The organism is Kineococcus sp. NBC_00420, from assembly GCF_036021035.1.
GTDB lineage: Bacteria > Actinomycetota > Actinomycetes > Actinomycetales > Kineococcaceae > Kineococcus.
In genome coordinates, this window is the sequence record NZ_CP107930.1 from 1050108 (window position 1) to 1073351 (window position 23244).

At 73.0% G+C, this 23244-nt stretch carries 23 protein-coding genes and 1 riboswitch; of the genes, 8 read left to right on the forward strand and 15 right to left on the reverse strand.

All coding sequences use genetic code 11. From position 1 onward, the window contains the following. Window positions 1–3 precede the first annotated feature (3 nt). Window positions 4–1200 carry a formate-dependent phosphoribosylglycinamide formyltransferase gene (gene purT, locus OG218_RS05180; RefSeq protein ID WP_328292132.1) on the reverse strand — a complete coding sequence of 399 codons (1197 nt, stop codon included), beginning with the start codon at window positions 1198–1200 and terminating at the stop codon, window positions 4–6. 182 nt (window positions 1201–1382) lie between these two features. Here purT and OG218_RS05185 point away from each other — a divergent pair, with 182 nt between their 5' ends. The 4 genes from OG218_RS05185 to OG218_RS05200 are packed head-to-tail and all read left to right on the forward strand — an operon-like array spanning window position 1383 to window position 5505. Next, entirely contained in the window at window positions 1383–2123 is a 741-nt protein-coding gene (locus tag OG218_RS05185; protein WP_328292133.1) for an ABC transporter ATP-binding protein, read from the forward strand. Window positions 2124–2126: 3 nt separating this feature from the next. Further along, window positions 2127–4643 carry an ABC transporter permease gene (locus OG218_RS05190; RefSeq protein ID WP_328292134.1) on the forward strand — a complete coding sequence of 839 codons (2517 nt, stop codon included), beginning with the start codon at window positions 2127–2129 and terminating at the stop codon, window positions 4641–4643. An 18-nt stretch (window positions 4644–4661) separates the two neighbouring features. Further along, the gene (locus OG218_RS05195; RefSeq protein WP_328292135.1) at window positions 4662–4967 is read left to right on the forward strand and encodes an antibiotic biosynthesis monooxygenase family protein; all 306 of its coding nucleotides are present in this window, start codon (window positions 4662–4664) and stop codon (window positions 4965–4967) included. 10 nt (window positions 4968–4977) lie between these two features. Further along, window positions 4978–5505, forward strand: coding sequence for a hypothetical protein (locus OG218_RS05200; RefSeq protein WP_328292136.1), 528 nt, complete (start codon window positions 4978–4980; stop codon window positions 5503–5505). 13 nt (window positions 5506–5518) lie between these two features. Here the strand turns inward: OG218_RS05200 and OG218_RS05205 are convergent, their stop codons facing one another. Next, the gene (locus OG218_RS05205; RefSeq protein WP_328292137.1) at window positions 5519–6829 is read right to left on the reverse strand and encodes an LLM class flavin-dependent oxidoreductase; all 1311 of its coding nucleotides are present in this window, start codon (window positions 6827–6829) and stop codon (window positions 5519–5521) included. 1 nt (window position 6830) lies between these two features. Continuing rightward, window positions 6831–8144 (reverse strand): O-acetylhomoserine aminocarboxypropyltransferase/cysteine synthase family protein, encoded by a 1314-nt coding sequence (locus tag OG218_RS05210; protein WP_328292138.1) that lies wholly within the window; start codon window positions 8142–8144, stop codon window positions 6831–6833. Window positions 8145–8271: 127 nt separating this feature from the next. Next, window positions 8272–8358, reverse strand: a riboswitch (SAM riboswitch). Between the two features lie 73 nt (window positions 8359–8431). Between OG218_RS05210 and OG218_RS05215 the strand changes: the two genes are divergently transcribed. Further along, entirely contained in the window at window positions 8432–9751 is a 1320-nt protein-coding gene (locus OG218_RS05215) for an NtaA/DmoA family FMN-dependent monooxygenase (RefSeq protein ID WP_328292139.1), read from the forward strand. Between the two features lie 10 nt (window positions 9752–9761). Beyond that, complete coding sequence (locus OG218_RS05220) at window positions 9762–10640, forward strand: class I SAM-dependent methyltransferase (RefSeq protein ID WP_328292140.1); 879 nt, start codon at window positions 9762–9764, stop codon at window positions 10638–10640. Here OG218_RS05220 and OG218_RS05225 read toward each other — a convergent pair. The 4 genes from OG218_RS05225 to OG218_RS05240 are packed head-to-tail and all read right to left on the reverse strand — an operon-like array spanning window position 10630 to window position 13384. Continuing rightward, the gene (locus tag OG218_RS05225; RefSeq protein ID WP_328292141.1) at window positions 10630–11457 is read right to left on the reverse strand and encodes a phosphotransferase enzyme family protein; all 828 of its coding nucleotides are present in this window, start codon (window positions 11455–11457) and stop codon (window positions 10630–10632) included. The two genes, OG218_RS05220 and OG218_RS05225, sit on opposite strands and share 11 nt — an antisense overlap. 42 nt (window positions 11458–11499) lie before the next feature. Further along, the gene (locus OG218_RS05230) at window positions 11500–12360 is read right to left on the reverse strand and encodes an LLM class F420-dependent oxidoreductase (protein ID WP_328292142.1); all 861 of its coding nucleotides are present in this window, start codon (window positions 12358–12360) and stop codon (window positions 11500–11502) included. A 27-nt stretch (window positions 12361–12387) separates the two neighbouring features. Next, the gene (locus OG218_RS05235) at window positions 12388–12771 is read right to left on the reverse strand and encodes a DUF2256 and DUF3253 domain-containing protein (RefSeq protein WP_328292143.1); all 384 of its coding nucleotides are present in this window, start codon (window positions 12769–12771) and stop codon (window positions 12388–12390) included. Between the two features lie 4 nt (window positions 12772–12775). Beyond that, a complete protein-coding gene (locus OG218_RS05240; protein WP_328292144.1) occupies window positions 12776–13384 on the reverse strand; it encodes a hypothetical protein in 609 nt (202 codons plus the stop codon). 122 nt (window positions 13385–13506) lie between these two features. Between OG218_RS05240 and OG218_RS05245 the strand changes: the two genes are divergently transcribed. Next, window positions 13507–14109: a flavodoxin family protein gene (locus OG218_RS05245; RefSeq protein WP_328292145.1), complete on the forward strand. Its 603-nt coding sequence runs from the start codon at window positions 13507–13509 to the stop codon at window positions 14107–14109. A gap of 8 nt (window positions 14110–14117) precedes the next feature. Here the strand turns inward: OG218_RS05245 and OG218_RS05250 are convergent, their stop codons facing one another. The 4 genes from OG218_RS05250 to OG218_RS05265 all read right to left on the reverse strand — a co-directional run bounded on the left by OG218_RS05250 (window position 14118) and on the right by OG218_RS05265 (window position 16765). Beyond that, on the reverse strand, window positions 14118–14846 hold the full coding sequence (locus tag OG218_RS05250; protein ID WP_328292146.1) for a sucrase ferredoxin: 729 nt from the start codon (window positions 14844–14846) through the stop codon (window positions 14118–14120). A gap of 161 nt (window positions 14847–15007) precedes the next feature. After that, complete coding sequence (locus tag OG218_RS05255) at window positions 15008–16240, reverse strand: cupin domain-containing protein (protein ID WP_328292147.1); 1233 nt, start codon at window positions 16238–16240, stop codon at window positions 15008–15010. A gap of 1 nt (window position 16241) precedes the next feature. Continuing rightward, a complete protein-coding gene (locus tag OG218_RS05260) occupies window positions 16242–16475 on the reverse strand; it encodes a hypothetical protein (RefSeq protein WP_328292148.1) in 234 nt (77 codons plus the stop codon). Continuing rightward, the gene (locus OG218_RS05265; RefSeq protein ID WP_328292149.1) at window positions 16472–16765 is read right to left on the reverse strand and encodes a hypothetical protein; all 294 of its coding nucleotides are present in this window, start codon (window positions 16763–16765) and stop codon (window positions 16472–16474) included. The genes OG218_RS05260 and OG218_RS05265 overlap by 4 nt, the downstream gene beginning before the upstream one ends. Between OG218_RS05265 and OG218_RS05270 the strand changes: the two genes are divergently transcribed. Next, window positions 16758–17579 carry an SGNH/GDSL hydrolase family protein gene (locus tag OG218_RS05270; RefSeq protein WP_328292150.1) on the forward strand — a complete coding sequence of 274 codons (822 nt, stop codon included), beginning with the start codon at window positions 16758–16760 and terminating at the stop codon, window positions 17577–17579. The genes OG218_RS05265 and OG218_RS05270 overlap by 8 nt on opposite strands. 70 nt (window positions 17580–17649) lie before the next feature. Here OG218_RS05270 and ilvC read toward each other — a convergent pair whose 3' ends face one another. The 4 genes from ilvC to ilvD all read right to left on the reverse strand — a co-directional run bounded on the left by ilvC (window position 17650) and on the right by ilvD (window position 23160). After that, on the reverse strand, window positions 17650–18678 hold the full coding sequence (ilvC, locus tag OG218_RS05275) for a ketol-acid reductoisomerase (RefSeq protein ID WP_380161502.1): 1029 nt from the start codon (window positions 18676–18678) through the stop codon (window positions 17650–17652). 50 nt (window positions 18679–18728) lie between these two features. Beyond that, the gene (gene ilvN / locus OG218_RS05280) at window positions 18729–19241 is read right to left on the reverse strand and encodes an acetolactate synthase small subunit (protein ID WP_328292151.1); all 513 of its coding nucleotides are present in this window, start codon (window positions 19239–19241) and stop codon (window positions 18729–18731) included. After that, a complete protein-coding gene (locus OG218_RS05285; protein ID WP_328292152.1) occupies window positions 19241–21076 on the reverse strand; it encodes an acetolactate synthase large subunit in 1836 nt (611 codons plus the stop codon). The genes ilvN and OG218_RS05285 overlap by 1 nt, the downstream gene beginning before the upstream one ends. Before the next feature lie 392 nt (window positions 21077–21468). Next, the gene (gene ilvD, locus OG218_RS05290; RefSeq protein ID WP_328292153.1) at window positions 21469–23160 is read right to left on the reverse strand and encodes a dihydroxy-acid dehydratase; all 1692 of its coding nucleotides are present in this window, start codon (window positions 23158–23160) and stop codon (window positions 21469–21471) included. Window positions 23161–23244: the final 84 nt, after the last annotated feature.

Here is a 23244-nt window from a genome sequence, read left to right on the forward strand (position 1 = left end):
GCGCTACGCCCGGGGACGCACCGCGGCGGCCGCACGGGTCGCGCGGTCGCGCGCCTGCTCGACGTCGGCCCCCCGGGCCAGCGCGACGCCCATCCGGCGGCGGGTGAAGCTCTCCGGTTTGCCGAACCAGCGCAGGTCGCTGCCGGGCACGGCGAGCGCCTCGGCGGCCCCGTCGGCGGAGATGGCGACGGCGTCGACGCCGCCGTAGATCACGGCGCTGGCGCCGGTGGAGTGCCGTTCGACGTCGACGGGCAGTCCGAGGAGGGCCCGGGCGTGCAGGTCGAACTCGCTGAGGAACTGCGTGGCCAGGGTGACCATGCCGGTGTCGTGCGGACGGGGGCTGACCTCGCTGAAGAGCACCTCGTCGCCGCGGACGAAGAGTTCGACGCCGAACAGCCCGGTGCCGCCGAGGTCGGTGGTGACGGCGGCGGCGATCTCCTGCGCCCGCGCCAGAGCGGTCGGCGACATGGGGTGCGGCTGCCAGCTCTCGACGTAGTCGCCCCGTTCCTGGCGGTGCCCGACGGGGTCGCAGAACCGGGTGACGACCTCGCCGTCGGCGTCGAGGGAGCGGACGGTGAGGAGGGTGATCTCGTAGTCGAACTCGACGAAACCCTCGACGATGACCCGGGGTCGCTCGACGCGGGCGCCGGAGCGGGCGTACTCCCACGCCGCCTCGACGTCGGCGGCCGAACGCAGCGTGCTCTGTCCCTTGCCGGAACTGGAGACGACGGGTTTCACGACGCACGGGAACCCGATCGTCCCGCCGGTGGCGGCGTGGAGCTCCTCGAGGGAGTCGCAGAACGCGTAGGGGCTCGTGGGCAGACCCAGGGTCTCTGCCGCGAGGCGGCGGATCCCCTCGCGGTCCATGGTCAACCGGGCGGCCCGGGCGGTGGGGACGACCCGGAAACCCTCGGCCTCCAGCTCGACGAGGACGTCGGTGGCGATCGCCTCGATCTCGGGGACGATGACGTCCGGTCGCTCCGCCCGCAGTAGGGCGCGCAGGGCGTCCGGGTCGCTCATCGCGATGGTGCGGGAGTGGTGGGCGACCTGCTGGGCCGGGGCGCCCTCGTAGCGGTCGACGGCGATCGTCTCGACCCCCAGGCGCTGCAGGGCGATGACGACCTCCTTGGCCAGCTCACCGGAGCCGAGCATCAGGACGCGCGTCGCGGACGGGGAGTTCGGGGTGCCGAGGGTGACCACGGGCAGGAGCCTAGGTGCATCGACCACTGGAGTCGGTGGCGTCGGCCCCGCGCCCGGAGCGGCGGGAGGACCGTCAGACCACGGGATGACCTCAGGATCCACTCAGGGCCAGACGCTGCGCGGGGCCGCGGTCCCTAGCGTCGAGGGTGTTCGAGAACCCCCGCGATCCTGGGAGAACCACCGTGTCCGAGCTCCACGACAGTTCCGCGGTCCGTGCCGTGGGTCTGCGCAAGACCTACGGCCGCGGTGACGCCGTCGTGCACGCCCTCGCCGGGGTGGACGTCGAGTTCACCCGGGGCGAGTTCACCGCGATCATGGGCCCCTCGGGTTCCGGCAAGTCCACCTTGATGCACTGCCTCGCCGGCCTCGACGTCGCCTCCGCGGGGCAGGTCTTCCTCGGTGACACCGAACTCACCGCCCTGAAGGACGCCGAGCTCACCCGGCTGCGACGGGACCGGATCGGTTTCGTGTTCCAGAGCTTCAACCTGCTGCCCGTCCTCGACGCCGAGGAGAACATGCTGCTGCCGCTGCGCCTGGCGGGCCGGGAGCCCGACGCGGCCTGGCGCGACGACGTCGTCCACCGGCTCGGGCTGACCGACCGGCTCCGGCACCGCCCGCACGAACTCTCCGGTGGGCAGCAGCAGCGCGTCGCCGTCGCCCGCGCGCTGCTCCCCCGCCCCGACGTCGTCTTCGCCGACGAACCCACCGGGAACCTCGACTCCCGCGCCGGCGCGGAGGTCCTCAGCCTGCTGCGCGGCAGCGTCCGCGAGGTCGGCCAGACCGTCGTGATGGTGACCCACGACCCGGTCGCGGCGAGCTACGCCGACCGCGTCGTCCTCATCGCCGACGGCGGTCTCGCGGGTGGGCTGACCAGCCCCACCCCGGACGACGTCATCGACGCCCTGCGCACCCTGGGGGTCTGAACCGTGCTCCGGGTGACCCTGGCCCAGTTGCGTGCGCACGGCGCACGCGTGCTCGCCTCCTGCCTCACGATCGTCATCGCCGTGGGTTTCGTGGTGGCGACCCTGTCCCTGAACGCGACGGCGAAGGCCGCTGTCCTGCAGGGGGTCGGCGCGCAGTTCGTCGCCAGCGACGTCGTCGTGACCCCGAGCGACCCCTACGCCGAGGACCAGCCGCTCACCGCCCTCGAACCCGTGGTGGCGGCCCTGCCGGGCGTCGCCGCGGTCGCGGGTGACCTCTCCACCTCCGTCGAGGTGCGACTGCCGGACCGGACCGGTGCGACGTCGGCGCAGGCCCGCAGCGTCGGCAGTCCGGGGACGCTGCGGTGGCAGCACGTCAGCAGCGGCCGCCTGCCGCAGGACGCGGACGAGATCGCCGTCTCCGACCGCGTCGACGTCGCGCCCGGGACGCGGATCGCCCTCACGTACTACCCCGTGGGCGACGACGCCTCCGGGTCCCCGGAACCCGTCACCCAGCAGGTGACCGTCGTCGGGACCGTCGACCTCGCCGGGGACCCCCGCGCGGGCCTGGTGCCGACGGTCTTCGGCACCGACGAGGCGGTCACCGCGTGGGGCGCGGGATCCCCCGACCGGCTGCGGGTGGCCGCCTCCCCGGGGACCGACCTCGCCGCCCTGCTGGACAGGATCGCCGCGGTCGCGCCGGCCACGGTGACCGTCACCACCGGCGAGCAGGCCGCGCAGGACGTCGCCGACTCCTTCACCGGGGACGCGCAGAGCCTGACCAGCGTCCTGCTGGCCTTCGGGGCGATCGCCGTCCTCGTCGCCGGGCTCGTCATCGCGAACACCTTCGCGGTGCTGCTGGCCCAGCGCACCCGCGAGCTCGCCCTGCTCCGCTGCGTGGGTGCGGACCGCGGCCAGATCGGTCGCAGCGTCCTGGGCGAGGCGTTCGTCGTCGGGCTGCTCGCCTCGATCGTCGGCGTGCTGGCCGGGTCCGGTCTCGCCCGGGCGGTGGCGGGGCTGGCCGGTCGCGTCGACTCCCCCGTCCCGTTGACCGACGTCGTCCTGCCCCCCTCCGCGGTCCTCGCGGGTCTCGTCCTCGGCACCGTGGTGACGGTCCTCGCCGCGCTCGCCCCGGCACGGGCCGCGACCCGGGTCGCGCCGCTGGCCGCGCTGCGGCCGCTGTCCACCGCTCCGGTGCGCTCCCGGGCCGGCGTCGTGCGCCTCGTGCTCGGTCTCGTGGTGACCGTCCCCGCCACCGCCGCCATGGTCGTGCTGGCCGCCGGTGGCCAGCTCCTGGGTGCCCTCGTCGCGGGAGCCCTCAGCTTCCTCGGGTTCCTGCTGCTGGCCCAGCACCTCGTGCCGGCGCTCGTCGCCCTGGCGGGCAGGCCGTTCCGACGCCTGGGCGGGGTACCGGCCCGACTCGCCGCCGGGAACTCGCTCCGCAACCCCCGGCGCACGGCCGCCACCGCCACCGCCCTGGTCATCGGGGTGACGCTGACGACGGCCATGGTCGTCGGGACCTCCTCGACACGGGTCAGCGCCCTGCGCGCCATGGACGCCGGCTACCCGACCGACGTGGTCGCCACCGCCTCGCAGCCCTGGGGGTCCGACGTCGTGGCCGCGGTGCGCGGGGTCGACGGCGTCGCCGGTCTCGCGCTGGTCGAGAACCTGGACCTCACGACCGCGGACGGTTCGCTGAACCTCACGGTCGACGCCGTCGACCCGGCCGCGGCGGGCGCCGTCGTGCGCTCGCAGCAGCGCTCGCCCCTGCCCCGGGCCGGTCAGATCGTCCTCCCGGCCACCCTCGGTGCCGGTCTCTCCGACGGGGACACGCTGGCCCTGCAGGTCCTCGACGACGCCGGCGCGCCGAGCGGCGCCGCCGTCCCGTTCACCGTCCGGGTCGCCCCGGACAGCCAGTCCCCGGCGGTCATCACCCAGGCCGACGCGCAGCGGCTGCGGAGCGACCTCGAGCCGACGGGCGCCTGGATCCGCCTGGCCGACGGGGACACCGGGGCCCAGGCCGCGGCGACGGACCGGATCTCGGAGGCCCTCGCCCAGGTCCTGCCCTCCAGCGACGTCCAGGGCATCGCCAGCCTGCGCAACTCCCTGGACCAGCTCCTCACGACGATGCTCCTCATCGTGACCGGGTTGCTGGCCGTGGCCGTCGTCATCGCCCTCATCGGGGTCGGCAACACCCTCGCCCTCTCCGTCGTCGAACGACGGCAGGAGTCAGGCCTGCTGCGGGCCCTGGGGCTGACCCGCGGCCAGCTGCGCGCCGTGCTGGCCTGGGAGGCGCTGCTCGTGGCCGGCGTCGCCGCGGTGCTGGGGGTGGTCCTCGGCACCGGGTACGGCCTGGCCGGGACGGCCTCGGTGCTCAGCGCCGAGATGCCGGTCGTGCTCGCCGTGCCGTGGGGTCAGGTCGGGGGGATCGTCGTCGTCGCCGCGCTCGCCGGGGTGCTCGCCTCGGTGCTGCCGGCACGACGTGCAGCGAGGACACCCCCGGTCGCCGCCATCGCCGACTGACCCTGAGACGCTGTCGGCATGGCTGTCGTGAAGATCAACGCGATCGAGGTCCCCGAGGGTGGCGGGCCCGAGCTGGAGCGCCGGTTCGGCGCCCGCATGGGTGCGGTCGAGGGAACTCCCGGGTTCCTCGGTTTCGAACTCCTGCGCCCCGTCTCGGGGGAGACCCGCTACTTCGTCTACACGAAGTGGGAGAGCGAGGAGGCGTTCCAGGCCTGGGCCGGCGGGGGCGCGCAGGCCGCCCACGCGGGCGAGCGGGCCAAGCCGGTCGCCACCGGCGCCTCGCTGCTGGAGTTCGAGGTCGTCCTCGGCGCCGACCCGAGCTGATCCCGCACCGATGAGGATCGACTCCGCGGGCCACGCCCCGGGGGCACCCACGCTGGTGCTCCCGGGGCGCGGCTACGACGCCGACCGGCCCGTCCTGCGGGTGGTCCGCGACGAACTGCTCGCCGCCGGGCACCGGGTGCTGACCCTCTCCTGGGACGGCCCCGCCCCCACCGCGGCTGACACCCCCGACCTGGTGCGGGCCCTGCTGCACGACCTCCGCCCGAACTTCGTCGTCGCGAAGTCGCTGACCACGCTGGCCCTGCCCGTGGCCGCGGACCTCGCGCTCGCGGGCATCTGGCTGACGCCGTTGCTCGACGAACCGGCCGTCGGGCTCGCCGCCGCCCGCTCGCACGCGCACACCCTGCTCGTCGGCGGGACGGCCGACCCGTCGTGGAACCGGACCCTGGCCCACGAGAGCGACCGCGAGGTCCTCGAGTTCGTCGGCGCCGACCACGTCCTGGAGTTCCCCGGGGACCCCGCGGCGACCGCCGACGCCCTGGACCGGTTGCGCGCCGGGGTGCGCGAATTCCTGGGCTAGAACTCGAACGGGGCTAGAACTCGAAGAGGTTGCCCCGCAACCCGCCGCCACCGTACCCGCTGCGCAGGATCCCCCGCCGGCGCAGCACCGGGACGAGGTCGTCCAGGAACCGGTGCAACGTCACCGGGTGCAGGTCTCCGGAGAGCAGGAACCCGTCGTTGTCGGCGTCCGCACCGAACTCCTCCACGAGGTCGGCGAACTCCTCCGCCGTCCCGACCAACCCGCTGCGGTCACCGAGACGCCCCTTGCGGGCCTTGCGGGCCAGCAGTTCCCGCAGCGGGGCGTCCGGGGTGTCCCCGCGCAACGCGGTGAGGGTGCCGAGCGAGACGTGGTCACCGAACACCGCGGGATCGATGGGCGCGTCCAGCGGGAGGGCCGTGAGGTCGGTCTCGAGGTCGCTGGACCAGGCGAGCGCCACCTCGTGCAGGACGGCGTCGGAGGCGTGGCGGGAGGCGGCGACGACCCGGTCGGCCTCCTCCCGACTGGCGAGCAGTTCCGGTTTGACGACGAACAGCACGCGGACGTCCGCGGGTTTGCGACCGGCGAGCGCGGCGGCCGCCAGCACCTTCGCCCGGTAGGCCCGCACCTCCTCGACCTGCAGCGGCGCCAGCGCCAGCTGCACGTCGGAACGCGACCCGGCGAAACCCAGGCCGCGCGCGGAACCCCCGGGCGAGACGACCACCGGGTCCCCGCCGTCGAAGGGCAGCGCGTTCAGCGGTCCGTCGAGGCGGAAGTGCTCCCCCCGGTGCTGGAACGCGTCGATCTTCGACCCGTCGGCGAAGTGCCCGGTCTCGGCGTCCGCGACGAGGGCGTCCGCGTCCCAGCTGTGCCACAACCGGCGGACGACGTCGATCCACTCCTCGGCGCGGTCGTAGGCGACGTCGTGCGCGACGGGTTCGAGCCCGACGTGGCGGGCGCTGCCGACGTCGGTCACCAGGTTGATCCCGAACCGGTCGCCGGACAGGTGCTGCAGGGTCGCGGCCTGCCGGGCGGCGAGGTAGGGCGGGGTGATCCCCGCGTTGATCGTGGGGACGACGCCGAGGTGCCGGGTCGCCGCGAACAGGTACGGGGCGAGCAGCAGCGGGTCGTGCTTGGGCCCGCCGTAGGCGGCGCGGACCCGCAGGTCGAGGGTGTCGGGGTTGCCGAGCGAGATGGCGTCCTCGATGACCACGAGGTCGAAACCCGCGCGTTCGAGGTCGCGGACCGCGTGGGCGTAGAGGTCGGGACGCGTCCAGTCGTCGTTCCACGCCTGGTAGTCCCGGCCCCAGCCCTGCGGGCCGAAACCCCGGGAGAAGAAGTACCCGAAGTGCTGCAGGCGCGTCACCTCAGACCGCCACCGGGAGCTCGGCGGGAACCGTGGCGGCGAGGGCGAGCTCCAGGTCGGCGAGCAGGTCCTCGGGTTCCTCCAGCCCGATCGAGAGCCGCACCAGTCCCGGCCAGATCCCGGCGGCGAGGCGTTCGGCCTCGGTGCGGTGGGCGTGCGTCGTGCTCCCCGGGTGGATGACCAGCGAGCGGACGTCGCCGACGTGGGTCATCCGGGTGAACAGCTCGACGGCGTCGACGAAGCGTTGCGCCGCAGCCCGTCCACCCTCGAGGGTGAAGGAGAACACCGCGCCGCTGCCCCGCGGCAGCAACCGCTGCGCGACCGCGGAGGTCCCGTGGCCGGGGAGTCCTGCGTGGTCGACGCTCACGACCTCCGGACGCGCCGCCAACCAGCGGGCGAGTTCCAGGGCCGTCGACGTCTGGCGCGCCACCCGCAACGACAGGGTCTCCAGGCCCTGCTGGACCAGGAAGGCGTTGAACGGGGAGATCGTCGGCCCGAACCGCGAGGCGACGACGGCCCGGGTGTGCTCGACGTAGGCCCGTCGCGGCCCGTGCGCCTCGACCCAGCTGACCCCGGCGAGGACGTTCGCCGGAGCGGTCAGGTGGTCGAACCCGCTCCAGTCGAACGAACCGCCCGTGACGATCGCGCCACCCAGGGCCGCCCCGTGCCCGGCGAGGAACTTGCTCGCGGAGTGCACGACGACGTCGGCGCCGTGGTCGAGGGGGTGCAGCAGGTAGGGCGTGGCGAAGGTGTTGTCGACGACGAGCGGGATGCCGTGCCGGTGGGCCACGGCGGCGACGGCGGGCACGTCGAGGACGACGTTCTTCGGGTTCGCGATCGACTCGGCGAAGAACACCCGGGTCTCGGGGCGCACCGCCGCCTCCCACGCCGCGGGGTCGGTGCTGTCGGCGACGAAGTCGACGGTGATCCCGAGCCGGCCGAAGTTGTCCACGAGCAGGCCGCGAGACCCCTCGTAGAGGTCCCCCGCGGCGACGACGTGGTCGCCGGCGCCGAGGACGCCGAGCAGGGCCACCGTGATCGCGGCCTGGCCGGTGCCGACGACGATCGCGTCGCTGCCGTGCTCGAGGACGGCGAGGCGCTGCTCCAGCGCCGTCGTCGTGGGGTTGGCCATCCGGGTGTAGACGTAGCCGTCGTCCTCACCGGCGAAGCGGGCACGCGCTTGCTCGAAGTCGTCGAAGACGAAACCGGCGGTCAGGTGGACGGGGGTGACGCGGGAACCGGTCGCGGGGTCGGGTGAGGAACCGGCGTGGACCTGCTGGGTGGCGAAACCGTGCTGGGACGGGACGTGCGGCATCGACGGAACCTTCCGGGGAGCGTGAACGGGGGACCTGGCGGGCGTTCAGGCCCGACAGGTCATCCCGGCGCTGCGCAGGAGGTCGATCACGAGACGGCGCGTCAGGCGGTGTTCAGGCACGGAGCTTCTCCCATCGGTCCTGGCGGAAGCACCAACCCGAAGGCGGTTGCTGCGGCGTCGACGAGCCAGGTCTCTCGGCCGCTCTGGATGGCTCTTCCAGTGAACGGTGACCGCGGGTCCCGTGTCAAGCGCTTCACCCGGTCGGGGCGCAGGTAGCGTGCCCGCTCGTGATCCTCACCGCGATGCTCTTCTACCCCGGGGGCGAGCACCTCACGAGCTGGCGGCTCCCGGGCGGGCGCCCGGACGACTACCTCACCCACGGCTACTACGAGGACTTCGCCCGCACCGCGGAGCGCGGCGGGTTCACGGCGTTGTTCTACGCCGACGAGCTCTACGTGTGGGACCGCTTCCCCTCCGGGGTCGAGCACGTCGCCAACGTCCGCCCGGAACCCTTCGGGCTCCTGGGCGCGCTCACCCGCAGCACGGAACGCATCGGGCTGGTCGCCACCGTCTCCACGACGTGGAACCAGCCCTTCCACACCGCCCGTCAGGTCGGTTCGCTGGACTTCCTGAGCTCGGGGCGGGCCGGGTGGAACCTGGTGACCTCGGCCAGCGACGAGGAGGCGCGCAACTTCGGTCTCGACGTGAACCTGGACCACGCCGCGCGCTACCGCCGGGCGGGCGAGTACGTCGAGGTCGTGCAGGGCCTGTGGGACAGCTGGGACGACGACGCGATCCGGCCCGACGTCACCTCGGGCCGCTACGCCGACCCGGCGGGGATGCACGTCCTCGACCACGAGGGTGAGTTCTTCCGCGTCCGCGGTCCGCTGAACCTGCCCCGCCCGCCGCAGGGCCACCCGGTGCTGTTCCAGGCCGGTTCTTCCGAGGACGGCCGCCGGTTGGCCGGGAAGCACGCCGAGGCCGTCTTCGTCCCCGGCAGCGCCCCGCTGGAGGGCGCTCGGAAGCTCGCCGACGACTACAAGCGCCGCGCCGCGGACAACGGCCGCGACCCCGCCCACCTCAAGGTCCTCCCCGCCCTCTCCCCCGTCCTCGGCGAGACGCCGGAACGCGCCCTCGAACGGGTGGACGAGATCGAGGCGCTGACCCCGGACCGCCTCAGCCTCGACTGGCTCTCCCACCACCTCGGGGTCGACCTGTCGGGCCACCCCCTCGACGATCGGTTCGAGTTCGACTTCAGCGGCGGGTCGAACCAGGTGCAGACGGTGTTCGAGGGGATTCGCAAGCTCATGGAGCGGCAGTCGGACCCGGAGCGGTTCACGGTGCGCGACCTGTACCGGACGATGCTGCGCCGCCGGTTCCTGCCCGGGACGCCCGAGCAGGTCGCGGACTGGATGGTGGAACGCTTCGAGAACGGGGCCGCCGACGGTTTCACCCTCGCGTTCTCCTCCGTCCCCGCGGGGCTCGAGGAGTTCGTCGAGCAGGTGGTGCCGCTGCTCGTGCGACGTGGTGCGCTGCCGCCGGAACTGCCCGCGGCGACCCTGCGCGAGAACATGGGGCTGCCCGTCCCGCCGAGTCGCTACGCCTGAGAGGCCCGCCATGGCCGACGCCGTCCACGAACACCCGCTCGCCGTCCTGCTCGGGATCGAGGGGCTCGCCCTGCAGCGGGCCACCACGGGCCACGGCCGGCACGGCCGGGAGTTCGTCGAACGCCGCCTCGCCGAGGTGCGCCGGCTGCTCGACGACCCCCGGTTGCGCGACGGTCTCGACGTGGCCCGGGTCCCCCCGGGTGAGGGGTACGCCGAGTGGTCGCGGCGCTACGACGTCCCCAACACCGCCTTCGGCGACGCCGATGTGATCCTACCCTGGCTCGACGACCTCGCTCCGGGAGACGCCCTCGACCTGGCCTGCGGGACGGGCCGCTGGTGCGCCGAGCTGGCGACCCGCGGACACCGGGTCACCGGCGTGGACGGTTCCCCGGAGATGCTGGCGCTGGCCGGGGTCGCAGGAGTCGAGTTCCTCCCGGGCGACCTGCATGCGGTCCCGGTGGGCGACGCCTCGTCCGACGTGGTGGTCTGCGCCCTGGCCCTCTCCCACGTCCCCGACCTCTCCCCGGTCTTCGCGGAGTTCGCCCGCGTCCTGCGCCCCGGGGGGACCCTCGTCGTCTCCGACGTCCACCCCGACCGGATCCGCCGGGGCTCGATCCCGTCCTCCCCCGGCCCCCGGGGGGAGGCGCGGCGCATCGAGGGTTTCGTGCACCCCGTCGGCACCCAGCTGCGCGCCGCGCTCTCCGCCGGGTTGCGGGTGCTCGACTGCGTCGAACCCGTACCGTCCGGGTCCACGGCCGGTCGACCCGGCCAGGACGGTCCGGGGACCTGGAACGAGTGGCCGTGGTCGCTGGAGGCGCTCGTCCCCGAGGCGAGCGACGCCGCCTACCTCGGGCAGCCCGCGCTGGTGGTGTGGCGGTTCACCCGGTGAGCGCCCGCAGCTGCGCGATCCACTCCCGGCCGAGTTCCCGCCCGTTCGGCAGCTCGTCGTCGCGGTCCCAGCGCCACGTCGTGACGATGGCGAGCACCAGCGCCCGGCAGTCCCGGAGCAGCTCGGGGTCGAGGCCCGGGTAGTGGTCGGCGACGTCGTCGGGCGCGTGGGCGAGGTCGAACTCGACCGGTCCGCGACAGCACGTCTCCAGGTCGACGAACCGTGGTCCCGACTCCGTGGCCAGCACGTTCCCCTCGTGCGGCTCCCCGTGGATCACCTGCTCGGGGCCGCGGCCGGCGACGTCGCGCAACCGGGTGAGGATGGCCGCCAGGAACGTGCGGTCGACCTCGGGGACCTCCGGTGTGCGGTCCCGGTCGGCGAGCAGTCGAGACGCCCGGTCGACCCGTTCGGTGACGTGCGGCACGGCGGTGTACGGCAGGGCGAGCCCTCGCAGGTCCTCGTGCAGTCGCCGCAGCGCCCGGGCGTACTCCCCGGCCGAGAGAGGGTGTTCCCGGACGGGGTGGAACTCCCAGAGGGTGACGCCGAACCCGTTCCGGGCGTGGACGCGCGGTCGCACCCGGGGGTCGAGCGCCACCGCGGGGCTCCCGACGGCCGCCAGTCGCCGGGCGAGGTCGACCTCGAAGGCCAGGATCCCGTCGGACTCCGGGGCGACCCGGGCCAGGACGTCGGCGGGCAGCAACCGCAGCGTGAGCTTGTTCGAGTTCTGGAGGACGACGACGTCGCCGACCTCCAGGCCCTCGGACCCGGCGACCGCCGACGCCGCACGCACGGCGTCGGCCGTCTCCGCCGGCTGCATCACGTCACCTCGGACCCGTTGGGGAGCAACCGGTCTCCGTGCTCAGAGTTCCGCGAGACGCGGGACGACGGCGTCGCCGAACGACTTCACGATGCCCGGTTCGTAGGTTCCGTACATCCCACCGTGCAGGTGGGTCACGCCCAGCGCGGCGTACCTCTGTGCGCTCTCGAAGAACCCGTCCAGGTCGTTCGGGGTGAACGGGGCCATGACGGTCTTCTCGATCGTGTCGTAGTCGCGGCCGAGGTCGTCGCAGTGCCGTTTCAGGACGTCCAGCTTGTGCGCCACGTCGTCGCCGCCGAAGAGGTTGCACGCGTCCCCGTACTGCGCCACGAGGCGCAACGTCTTCTTCTCCCCACCGCCGCCGATGAGGATCGGCGGGTGCGGACGCTTCACCGGCCGGGGGTTGCCGAGCGTGCGACCCAGCGTGTAGTGCTTCCCCTCGAACGGTTCCTCGGAGTCCGACCACACCTGCAGGCAGATCCGCAGGGTCTCCTCGAGCCGCTCGAAGCGTTCCGCGGTGGGCGGGAACGGCAGCCCGAGCCCGGTCGCCTCCCCCTCGAACCAGGCGGCACCGATTCCGAGCCACGCGCGGCCACCGGAGAGGACGTCGAGGGTCGCGACGAGTTTCGCGAGGAGGCCCGGTTCCCGGTAGGTCACGGCGGTCACCCAGGCGAGGAGTTCCACCCGTTCGGTGCGGGCAGCCAGGAACCCCAGGGTCGTGTAGGCCTCGAGCATGGCCCGTTCGGCGTCGCCGATGGGCGGGATCTGCCAGAGGTGGTCCATGACGCTGACGCTGCGGTAGCCCGATTCCTCGGCCTCACCGACGATGCGGATGAGGTCCTCGCGCAGGGTGGCCGGGCCGCCGGGGTTGGTGAAGTCGGAGACGTGGAGTCCGATGTGCATGGCGGCGAACCTACGCCGTTCCCGTGCTCAGGTCTTGCGCACCCTGATGGGCCCCTTCGCCGTCGAGGGGTCGACGACCTTCCCGCCCTGGGTGATCTCCGCCTCCCCGGCGACGACGAGCCGGCGCGCGGCGGCGCGCGCGGGTTCCATCAGCTCCTGCCAGCCCTCACCGCCGACGGCGCGGGCGACCTCGCTGGGGCAGATCGTCTTCGACCGTCCACGGGCGGCGAGGAGCGCACGCATGGTGGTCTCGAGCTCGGCGTCGACCGCGGACGCGGAGGACTTCGCCCGACGCCGGCAGCCGTCGGAGCAGTAGCGGACCTCGTCCCAGTCCCGTTCCCACTTCTTGCGCCAGGTGATGGTGCGACCGCAGACGACGCAGTCCTTCGTCGGCAACGTCTTCCCGCTCACCCGGTCACTGTAGGTCGGTGGCGTGCAGCAGTTGCAGGAGGAGGACCTCCGGCCAGGCCGTGCTCTCCACCGTCACGGTCACCGGCGTTCCGTGGAAGGCCGCCCGGCACCCCAGGAGCGTCGTCCGGGCGTCGGGCAGAGCGACGAACGTCGGCAGGCCGCGGACCAGGAGGGTGACCCGGTCGCCGTCGGCCGGGTCGGTGACGAGGCCGGGTTCCCAGGGCTCGACGTCGTGGCCCTGGCGCAGGGTCACCACGACCCCACCGGCGGGGACGAACCCGGCGAGCGACGTCCGTGCGGGGACCATGCCGTCGGCGAGCCCGAGGATCTGGACGCGCCACCGCCCACCCGGCTCGTCGAGGGCGTGGATCCACGTCGCACCGGCCGGCAGCAGGTCGCGGAACAGCACCGGCAGACGCCCCAGGCGTGCGGTGACGAACTGCGGGGGGACGAACGGGAACAGATCGACGAGGGGAAGGTTCAGGGCCAGCAGGACGGATCGCGGCAGGTACGCCCTCGCCGGCGGCCGCAGCTCGGCGACGAGACGGTGCAGGTCGTCCTGGGACGGGTCCGGGTCCAGGGTCCAGCGGGTCTCTCGGGAGTCACTGGACACGCGGTGAAGACCACCAGCCCGCCCACGTGGCGTCAAGGCGCCACGGCCCGTGGTGCGTTCCGTCGGCGGCAGGTCTAGGTTGGGAGGTGCAAGTTGTACTTTCAACTACCTGGAGGTTACCGGTGAGCGACGTCAAGCTCGCGATCGTCTACTACTCCGCGACCGGCACGGTGCGCGGCATGGCCGAACGCCTCGCCGCGACCGGCGAGTCCCTCGGCGCCGAGGTGCGGCTCCGGCAGGTGGAACGCACCCCCACCGGTGGGGAGAAGGCAGCCACCGACGAGCAGGCTGCCGAGGCCGAGGAGGCCAAGGGCGCCGCCGGGGTCACCGCGGACGACATCGTCTGGGCCGACGCGGTCCTCTTCGGCTCCCCGACCCGCTACGGCAACATCGCCGGGCAGCTCAAGGTGTTCATCGACTCCCTCGGCGCCCAGTGGGGTGCGGGTCAGCTCGCCGACAAGGTCTACGCCGGGTTCACCTCGACCTCGACCCTGCACGGCGGTCAGGAGTCCACGCTCCTCGCGCTCTACAACACGATCTACCACTTCGGCGGGATCATCGTGCCGCCCGGGTACACCGACCCCTCGAAGTTCGTGGACGGGAACCCCTACGGCGTCGGCCACGTCGCCGGTCAGGGCGACCGGCCGCTGGACGACGTGACGTTCACGGCGCTGGACCACCTCGTGACCCGCGTCGTCGCCACCGCGAAGAAGCTCACGGCCTGAGACCGGGCTCACCGGTCGATGTGCTCCAGCTCCCACGTCCGGGCGTGCCGGTCGTCGGGGGCGGAGCACGTCAACCGGTGCGCCGCAGCTGATCCCACCCGCAGGTGCACCCGCAGCGGACGCCCCTCGTGCTCGAGGTCGACGCGCCAGCGGCCCTCCTCCTCGTCGACGACCGCCCGCGGGCGCAGCGCCTCGAGCACGTCGATCCCGAGTTCCAGCCGGGCGTGGGCCTCCGCGGCCTGGATCACCCCGGGGTCGCAGGAACGACCGCGCAACCGGTGCGGCAGGACGCGACCGGTGCGCAGCGCCGCCACCAGGTCCGGTGCGTCCGCCGGGGACAACCGCCCGTGCGTGACCCCCGTCGGCAACGACAGGGCGGTCGCGGCGAAGCGGTCCCCGCCGAGGTGGGAGCACTCCCACACCGGAGCGGGGTCGAGGTCGGCGAGCGCCGCGACGACCGGGCGCCCCCGCAGCGCGCAGCACCAGTCCTTGCGCCCGTGGGTGCAGACCAAGAGCAGCGGCTCGTCGTGAAGCTCCCAGCCCTCGGTCGCGGCGGCGGCCTCGGCGACCTCTACCCGGGGGGTCGTCCGGGTCAGGGTGCGGGCCCGTCCGCGGCGGACGTCGACGAGGAAGAGCCGACGGGGACCGTCCGGGTCGAGGTCGCGCGCGGAGGGGCGCCGGATCAGCAGGAGCTTCAGACCGCGTTCCTGCGCGGTCCCGCGGAGGGCGTCGGTCACCACCGGCCCGAGCCGGGACGCGGGTACGGCCCCGGCGCCCCAGGCCCCGGGTTCCTCGACCAGGAGGTATCCGCGGACCGCGGTGGCGGTGCCGAGCAGGGCGTCGCCCCGTTCCTCGGCCGCCGCGGCGCACGAGAACCGGCGGGCGATGGCCTCCGTGCTCAGGCCGGACCCCCTACGGGGAGCAGGACGTTCTCGCGCAGCAGACGACGCACGACGACCAGGGCGTCGTCGGCATCGAGGCCGACCGCGGCGAGGTCGCCCGCGGACGTGCGGCCCGCCGTCAGGACGTGGTCCAGGGCGGGACGGAGCCAGCCGGGGAAGGTGATCCGCCGGTCCGGGAGGACGAGGTCCACGGTCTCGCCCGGGCCGCTCACCCGGGGACGCACCCCGCGCCGGACCCGCACCGCGCGGTCCGGGGTCAGGGTGCGGGCGGCCTCGTCCTGGGTGAGGACCCCGACCGGTTCCGGTGGCACCGCACCGGCCCGCCGCCGGGCGACGAGGCGTTCGACCGCGTCCTCGTCGAGGGTGTCGAGCCAGCGTTGCGCGGCGGCACGGAACTCCTCGACGTCCTCCGGGGTCGGCACTCCGGGCAGCGGCAGCGCACGACGCAACGCCACGTCCCCGGTGCCGGCGGAGGTCACCGCGTCGGTGAGGACGTCGGCCCACGTCGTGGCGAGCACCCCGATCGTCAGGTGGATGGACCGGTCCTCGGTCGTGCGCGCCGAGTGCAGCCAGCCGCGGGGCAGGTACAGGGCGTCGCCCGGTTCCAGGACGGTGTCGATGACGGCGGGCCGCCCGCCGACGGGGTCCGGGCCGAGTCGGGTGGAAGGCTGGGACTTCAGCGGGAGTTCCACCGCGGGTGGGTGGATCGTCCAGTGCTTGCGCCCGTCCACCTGGAGCACCACGACGTCGTGGGTGTCGTGGTGAGGGTTGAAACCCTGCGCCCCCGGCGGGGTCACGTACACGTTGACCTGGCACTGGTGCCCCAGGTCCTCCGCGAGCTGGGAGCAGAACGACTGCAGCGCAGGCCAGGTGCGGTGCAGGGCCTGGAGGACGATGGTCGCCCCGTCCGCGTGGGCGGCGGCGATGCGCTCGGAGTCCGGCAGGTCGGACAGCTGCTGGTTGCCCGCCACCGCGCGACGGGTGTAGCTCGCGCGGGGCAGGGGCGTTCCGTTCTTCACCAGGGAGAAGAACGGGGTCCGCAGCGCCCGCGGGCCGAGGAGTTCGTCCACGTCCGCGGGCGCGAGCAGGTCGTGGACGGAGCCGCGACCGCCCTCGGCGGCGCGGTCGGCGGCCCGGACGAGCAGCGGAGCGGCGTTCCAGTGCTCCTCGGCGAGGCGGTCGGCAGCCTCCCCGAAGCACCGCCGCAACGCCGGACCGGCGCTCGTCACGTCAGGATCCCGCGGGGTCACTGCCCGCCGGGTCGCTGCCGCTCGGGTCGACCTGGGTGGAGTCGGAGTCGCCCGAGTCGGAGTCCCCGCCCTCGCCACCGTCGGGGTCCACCCCGGCCGGGTCGGAACCCGAGGGGTCCACCTGGGTGGCGTCGCTGTCGCCGGAGTCCGCGTCGCCCCCGGGGGTCGAGGCGGAGGTCGTCGTCGTGATGTCGTCGTCGCTGAGGTTGCTCATGGGCCCACCCTGGCACCCACCTCCCGGCGGGGCACCTCCGAGCCTCCCGGGGACGTGACGCGATGTGCCTGCGCGGTGAGCGCCCGACTGCCAGACTCGTCCTGCTCCACCCACTCGACGACGAGCCCGCCGGAGGCGCACGTGCCCAGGTCCAGGATCTCTCCCAGGTTTCCCAGCGCGCTCGCGGCGGCGGTGGTGGGGGCTGCGCTGGTGGTGGGCAGCGCCGGGAGCGCGGCGGCCCAGGGACCACCACCGCCCAGGCTGAACCCGGCGGGGGCGAAGGTGGCCACCCTCGGCGACTCCTACGCCTCGGGTGAGGGCGCGCCCGCGGCCGGGGCGACGCCGTGGGTCAGCGACGTCTACGGCGACAGCGGCGCCGACGGCTGCCACCGCTCCGCGCTGAGCGGTCACACCGTCTTCGGGACGGGTCTGCTGCGCGGCGACGCCAAGGCCTACGTCAACGCGTCGTGCAGCGGCGCCACCACCGTCAGCCTGGTGCGGGGGTTCAAGGGGGAACGCTCGCAGCTCGACGCCCTCGGGCCGCGCACGAAGACCGTCACCCTGAGCATCGGCGGCAACGACGCCGGGTTCGGCAGCGTGGCCACGGCGTGCAACACCGTGGCGACCGTCCCCGGCGCACCCTCCTGCCAGGCCGCGCTGGCGGGTTCGGCGGCCGCCCTGCGGGCGCTGACCACGGCACCCGCCGGGGGCACCACCCCGCTGGAGCAGACCTACCGCGCGGTGCTCGCGAAGGCGCCGCACGCCGTCCTGGTCGTCACGGGCTACCCGCTGCTCTTCCCCACCGGCGCAGCGTCCCCGCGCTGCGACGTCATCCAGCCCGCGGCCCGGACCGCGATCAACACCGCGACCCTGCAGCTCAACGCGGCGGCGAGCGCCGCGACAGCCGCCGTCGGGGGCCTGTACGTGGACCTGGTGCGCCCCTTCACCGGGCACTCCTCCTGCGAGGCCGACCCCGCGGCGTCGTGGATCAACACGATCGTGCCGCGCGACCCGGTGCTCAGCTTCCACCCCGGCGCCACGGGACAGGCGGCCATCGCCGCGCGCCTGCAGGAGATCCGCTGCTTCGTGCGTCCCGGACGCTGACCAGGGACACCCCGGACGCACGAGGGCCCCGCACCACCGTGGTGCGGGGCCCTCGTGACGACGGGGTGCGTCAGCGGGCGGCAGAACCCTCGACGTAGTCGGAGTCGTCCGACTTCACCCAGGACATGAGCTTGCGCAGCTCACGGCCGGTGGCCTCGATGGGGTGCTGCTCGGCGGCGGCACGCAGCTTCTTGAACTCCGGCGCGCCGGCGTCCTGGTCGTCGATGAAGCGCTGGGCGAAGGTGCCGTCCTGGATGTCCTTGAGGACGTCCTGCATGCGGCCCTTGACCGAGGCGTCGATGACACGCGGGCCGGAGACGTAGTCGCCCCACTCGGCGGTGTCCGAGATGGACCAGCGCTGCTTGGCGATGCCGCCCTCGTACATGAGGTCGACGATCAGCTTCAGCTCGTGCAGGCACTCGAAGTAGGCGACCTCGGGCTGGTAGCCGGCCTCGGTGAGGACCTCGAAACCGGTCTGGACGAGGGCGGACATGCCACCGCAGAGGACGGCCTGCTCACCGAACAGGTCGGTCTCGGTCTCCTCGGTGAACGTGGTCTTGATGCCGCCGGCGCGCAGGCCGCCGATCGCCTTGGCGTAGGCGAGACCGAGGTCCCACGCGGAACCCGTCGCGTCCTGCTCGACGGCGACGATCACGGGGACGCCGCGGCCGTCGACGTACTCGCGACGGACGAGGTGACCCGGGCCCTTGGGGGCGACCATGACGACGTCGACGTCGGCCGGGGGCTTGATGTAGCCGAAGCGGATGTTGAAGCCGTGGCTGAAGAACAGCGCCTTGCCGGCGGTGAGGTTCGGCTCGATCGCCTCGGCGTAGAGACCGCGCTGCAGGTGGTCCGGCACCAGGACCATGATCACGTCGGCGGCCTTGGCGGCCTCGAACGGGGTCAGGACGGTCATGCCCTGCTCCTCCGCCTTGGCGCGGCTCTTCGAGCCCTCCTTGAGGCCGACGACGACGTCGACGCCGGAGTCGCGCAGCGACAGCGCGTGCGCATGGCCCTGGCTGCCGAAGCCCAGGACCGCCACCTTCTTCCCGGTGATCTTGGACAGGTCGGCGTCGTCGTCGTAGAACATCTCGGCCACGTGGGGTTCTCTCCTCTGGATCTTCTTCGTCGTACAGGGGGTGTTCGGGTTCAGGCGGAGCGGAGCGCCCGGTCGGAGATCGCGCGCCCACCGCGGGCGAGGGCGACCGACCCGGACTGGACCAGCTCGCGGATGCCGAAGGGTTCCAGCACGCGCAGCAGCGCGGCCAGCTTGTCCGGGCTCCCGGTGGCCTCGACGGTCACGGCGTCGGGGGCGACGTCGACGACGTGCGCGCGGAACAGCGCCACGGTGTCGAGCACCTCCCCGCGCGCGGAGGCGTCGGCGCGGACCTTCACGAGCAGCAGTTCGCGCTGGACGGAACCGCCGTCCTCGAGCTCCACGATCTTCAGGACGTTGATCAGCTTGTTGAGCTGCTTCGTCACCTGCTCCAACGGCTGCGACTCCACGTCGACGACGATGGTCATCCGGGAGATGTCGCTGCGCTCGGTCGGTCCGACCGTGAGGGAGTGGATGTTGAAGTTCCTGCGCGCGAACAGCGACGTGACGCGCATCAGGACACCGGGTCGGTTCTCGACCAGGACGGACAGGGTGTGCTGGGACATCAGGAGATCACCTTCTCGGGGCCGGACTCGTTGTCGCCCTCTTCCTCGCGGTCCCACTTGGGCGACACCCCGCGGGCGTACTGGATCGCGTCGTTGCTCACGCCGGCCTCGACCATCGGCCAGACCATGGCGTCGCGGTGCACGCGGAAGTCGATGACGACGGGCACGTCGTTGATCGCCATGGCCTTCTCGATGGTCGCGTCGACGTCCTCGGCCTTGTCGCAGCGCAACCCGACGCACCCGTAGGCCTCGGCGAGCTTGACGAAGTCGGGGACCGGCGCGGCGTGGGTGCCGTGGTGGTCACCGGAGTTCAGGTCGGTGTTGGAGTAGCGCTCGGAGTAGAAGAGCGTCTGCCACTGCCGGACCATGCCCAGGCTGGAGTTGTTGATGATGGCGACCTTCACGGGGATGCCGTTGAGGGTGCACGTCGCCAGTTCCTGGTTGGTCATCTGGAAGCAGCCGTCGCCGTCGATCGCCCACACCACGGTGTCCGGTTTGCCGACCTTGGCGCCCATGGCCGCGGGGACCGCGTAGCCCATGGTGCCCAGCCCGCCGGAGTTCAGCCACGTGCGCGGGTTCTCGTACTGGACGAACTGCGCCGACCACATCTGGTGCTGCCCGACCCCGGAGACGTAGATCGCCTCGGGACCGGCGATGGCCCCGATCCGGGCGATGACGTGCTGGGGGGCGAGGGTGCCGTCGTCGGACTCGGTGTAGCCCAGCGGGTACGTCGCCTTCCAGGACTGGGTGAGTTCGGTCCAGGCCGTGAGGTCGGCGCGCCCGTTCTCGAACTCGGCGGCCACGGCCGTGGTGAGCTCGGCGATGACGAGCCGGGCGTCGCCCACGATCGGGACGTCGACGGCGCGGTTCTTGCCGATCTCGGCCGGGTCGATGTCGGCGTGGATGACCTTGGCGTGCGGGGCGAAGCTCGGCAGGTCGCCGGTGACGCGGTCGTCGAAGCGCGCGCCGAGGGTGATGAGCAGGTCGGACTTCTGCAGCGCCGTCACGGCCGCGACCGTCCCGTGCATCCCGGGCATGCCCAGGTTGTTCGGGTGCGAGTCCGGCAGTGCACCGCGCGCCATCAGCGTCGTGACCGCCGGGATGCCGGTGAGGTCGGCCAGCGCGGCGAGCTCCGCGGAGGCGTCGGCCTTGATGACGCCACCGCCGACGTAGAGGACGGGGCGCTCGGCCGCGGCGATGAGCCGGGCGGCCTCACGGATCTGCTTGCCGTGCGGCCGCGTCACCGGGCGGTAGCCGGGCAGGTCGATCGTCTCGGGCCAGGCGAAGGACGTCGTCGCGGTCAGCGCGGACTTGGCGACGTCGACGAGGACGGGGCCGGGGCGGCCGGTGGCGGCGAGGTGGAAGGCCTCGGCGATGACGCGGGGGATGTCGGCCGGATCGGTCACCAGGTAGTTGTGCTTGGTGATCGGGATGGTGATGCCCGCGATGTCGGCTTCCTGGAACGCGTCGGTGCCGATGGCCTTGGCGGCGACCTGCCCGGTGATCGCGACCATCGGGACGGAATCCATGTTCGCGTCGGCGATCGGGGTGACGAGGTTGGTCGCCCCGGGACCGGAGGTCGCCATGCAGACGCCGACCTTGCCGGTGGCGACCGCGTACCCCTCGGCCGCGTGGCCGGCGCCCTGCTCGTGGCGGACCAGGATGTGCCGGACGTGCGGGGAGTCCATCAGCGGGTCGTAGGCGGGCAGGATCGCGCCCCCGGGCAGACCGAAGACGACCTCGACCCCTACCGCCTCGAGCGAACGGATGAGGCTCTGCGCGCCGGTGAGCTTGGCGACGGGGAGCTTCGGGTCCAGTGGCAGCTGCTCTGGCATCTCTGGTGTCCTCCTCGGGCGGTGCCGTTCACGGTCGTCGTTCAGTCCCGGACGCCCGGCAGATCGGTCCGCCGGACGCAAAAAGACCCCTCAGCCAGGGAAGGCGTGTGAGGGGTCGCGCGCTCGGCCGAACTGGTCAGCCGGCGCGCTGTCCGATGGCTACGAGGAACCGCATGTGCCGAAGGTAGCCCCTGCGTGGGGAGATGTCAGCCACGGGGTCACCGCGTCTCACATCGTGGACACGTGGTCCACGAGTTGGACGGTCTACCGGCTCGTGCGGTCGCGGCGGGGGGATCGTTGCCTCCACGGTGTCACTAGACGTCTTCGTGGAGGCAACGATCCCGCAGGACGTCACGGCGGAGGCAACGATCCCACCCGGCCGCGCCCCGAGGTCAGAGGCAGACGGCGCCGAGGGAGGCGGACTGGACCTGCTTGGCGTACTTCGCCAGCACCCCGCGCTTGAAGACGGGGGGCAGCGGCTCCCAGCCCTCGCGACGGGACTCGAGCTCCTCGTCGGAGACCAGGACCTCGAGGGTCTTGCCCGCGACGTCGAGGCGGATCCGGTCGCCGTCGCGCACGAAGGCGATGGGGCCGGCGTCGACGGCCTCGGGGGCCACGTGGCCGACGCAGAGGCCGGTGGTCCCGCCGGAGAAGCGGCCGTCGGTCATCAGCAGGACGTCCTTGCCGAGGCCGGCGCCCTTGATCGCGCCGGTGATGGCGAGCATCTCGCGCATCCCGGGGCCACCCTTGGGGCCTTCGTAGCGGATGACCACGACGTCGCCGGCCGAGATCGTGCCGTCCTCGAGCGCGTCCAGCGCCGCGCGTTCGCGTTCGAAGACGCGGGCGGTGCCCTCGAAGACGTCGGAGTCGAACCCGGCGCTCTTCACGACGGCACCGAGGGGGGCGAGGTTCCCCTTGAGGATGGTGATGCCGCCGGTCTTGTGGATCGGGTTGTCGAGGGCGCGGAGCACGACGCCGTCGACGTCGGGCGGGGCGATGTCGGCGAGGTTCTCGGCCATCGTCTTGCCCGTGACCGTGAGGCACTCACCGTGCAGCAGACCGGCGTCGAGCAGGGCACGCATGACGACGGGGATGCCGCCGATGCGGTCGACGTCGACCATGACGTGGCGGCCGAAGGGCTTGAGGTCGGCGAGGTGCGGGACCTTCGCCGCGACCCGGTCGAAGTCGTCCAGGGTCAGCTCGACCTCGGCCTCGTAGGCGATCGCGAGCAGGTGCAGGACGGCGTTGGTGGAACCGCCCAGGGCCATGACGACGGCGATGGCGTTCTCGAACGCCTCCTTGGTGAGGATCTGGCGCGCGGTGATCCCCTTCGAGAGCAGGTTCACGACGGCCTCGCCGGACTTGCGGGCGAACCCGTCGCGGCGACGGTCGGTGGCGGGCGGGGCGGCGCTGCCGGGCAGCGACATCCCGAGCGCCTCGGCCGCGGCGGCCATGGTGTTGGCGGTGTACATCCCGCCGCAGGCACCCTCACCCGGGCAGATCGCGCGTTCGATGGTGTCGACGTCCTCGCGCGACATCAGCCCGCGGGCGCACGCCCCGACGGCCTCGAAGGCGTCGATGAGGGTGACCTCGTGCTCGCTGCCGTCGGAGAGCTTCGCCCGGCCGGGCAGGATCGTCCCGGCGTAGAGGAAGACGCTCGCGAGGTCGAGGCGGGCGGCGGCCATCAGCATGCCGGGCAGCGACTTGTCGCAGCCGGCGAGCAGGACGGAGCCGTCGAGGCGCTCGGCGCTCATCACGGTCTCGACGGAGTCGGCGATGACCTCGCGCGAGACGAGGGAGTAGTGCATCCCCTCGTGCCCCATCGAGATGCCGTCGGAGACGGAGATCGTCCCGAACTCCAACGGGTAGCCCTGGGCGGCGTGCACGCCGTCCTTGACGGCCTTGGCCAGGCGGTCCAGGGGGAGGTTGCAGGGGGTGATCTCGTTCCAGCTCGAGGCCACCCCGATCTGGGGTTTGACCCAGTCGTCGTCACCCATCCCGACGGCGCGCAGCATCCCGCGCGAAGCGGTCGCCTCCAGGCCGTCGGTCACGGTGCGACTGCGGGGTTTGATGTCGACGGTCACGGGGTGAGTCTAGGCACGCGGCTCACGGTCCCCCGTTGACCCGCCCCCACCGGGATGGCTACCGTGGGCGACGTCGTGAACGTT

Coding starts and splice junctions, on each gene's coding strand:
- OG218_RS05195 (WP_328292135.1), top strand. CDS start 4,662: ATGGCTGTCGTGAAGATCAACGCGATCGAGGTCCCCGAGGGTGGCGGG.
- OG218_RS05200 (WP_328292136.1), top strand. CDS start 4,978: ATGAGGATCGACTCCGCGGGCCACGCCCCGGGGGCACCCACGCTGGTG.
- OG218_RS05210 (WP_328292138.1), bottom strand. CDS start 8,144: ATGCCGCACGTCCCGTCCCAGCACGGTTTCGCCACCCAGCAGGTCCAC.
- OG218_RS05220 (WP_328292140.1), top strand. CDS start 9,762: ATGGCCGACGCCGTCCACGAACACCCGCTCGCCGTCCTGCTCGGGATC.
- OG218_RS05225 (WP_328292141.1), bottom strand. CDS start 11,457: ATGCAGCCGGCGGAGACGGCCGACGCCGTGCGTGCGGCGTCGGCGGTC.
- OG218_RS05230 (WP_328292142.1), bottom strand. CDS start 12,360: ATGCACATCGGACTCCACGTCTCCGACTTCACCAACCCCGGCGGCCCG.
- OG218_RS05260 (WP_328292148.1), bottom strand. CDS start 16,475: ATGAGCAACCTCAGCGACGACGACATCACGACGACGACCTCCGCCTCG.
- ilvN (WP_328292151.1), bottom strand. CDS start 19,241: ATGTCCCAGCACACCCTGTCCGTCCTGGTCGAGAACCGACCCGGTGTC.
- OG218_RS05285 (WP_328292152.1), bottom strand. CDS start 21,076: ATGCCAGAGCAGCTGCCACTGGACCCGAAGCTCCCCGTCGCCAAGCTC.